Origin of the sequence: Streptantibioticus ferralitis (assembly GCF_029223525.1) — a bacterium.
GTDB classification, from domain to species: domain Bacteria; phylum Actinomycetota; class Actinomycetes; order Streptomycetales; family Streptomycetaceae; genus Streptantibioticus_A; species Streptantibioticus_A ferralitis.
This window is the reverse complement of sequence record NZ_JARHTQ010000104.1, coordinates 1-627: the sequence shown is the minus strand read 5'-3', so window position 1 is coordinate 627 and position 627 is coordinate 1. Positions and strand designations below refer to the sequence as shown.

Below are 627 nucleotides of genomic sequence, written 5' to 3'. Positions count from 1 at the left end.
CCGTCGCCTGCACGGTGAGATAGGCCACGTCCCACCCGCCGAATACGAAGCTACCTACTACACGGCAACCAAGAAACCCCAGGTCACACCCGCGATCTAGAGTCTCCGACCAACCCGGGGCGCTTCAAGCTTCATCGTGGTTTCCGCCCAACCATGTTTCGCATTTGACGACGTCTGCGGCGGCTTGCAGGATCTCGTCGAGGGGATCTGGTCCTTGTGTCCGGCTCTGGGTGACGGCGGGATTTTCCCAGCATGCTGGATCACCGCAACTTTCAGCCCACCACGCGTGCCCCTTGTCGTGCGGGGCGCTGTTCTCCGCGTAGCTGCTGCCTGAGCCGTTGTCGCTGCTGCCGATGGTCCACCGGCTCATCCGTTCGCCGTTTTCGTAGCCCAGCGTTGACGGGACGTAGGTGGTGGTGTAGCTCGTGCCCGAACCGGTGTCGCTTTCCTGGGTCTGGGTCCAGGCAAAGCCGCCGTTGCGGTCGGAGTCCCAGCCGTAATGGAGTTCCCCCACTGATCTGGACAGCCTGATACTGGGACGGATGAGTCCCGGAGGAAGCAGTCCAGGTAGTGAGTAGCAAGAGCAACATGAGCAAGCGGTACTCGGCGGAGTTCAAGCGTGATGCC

Annotated in this window: 1 protein-coding gene; it reads right to left on the bottom strand. The window is 61.9% G+C overall.

Annotation, left to right across the window (positions count from 1 at the left end; translation table 11 throughout):
- Window positions 1-124: 124 nt before the first annotated feature.
- Entirely contained in the window at window positions 125-514 is a 390-nt protein-coding gene (locus tag P2L57_RS39875) for a hypothetical protein (RefSeq protein ID WP_275823504.1), read from the bottom strand.
- Between the last annotated feature and the right edge of the window lie 113 nt (window positions 515-627).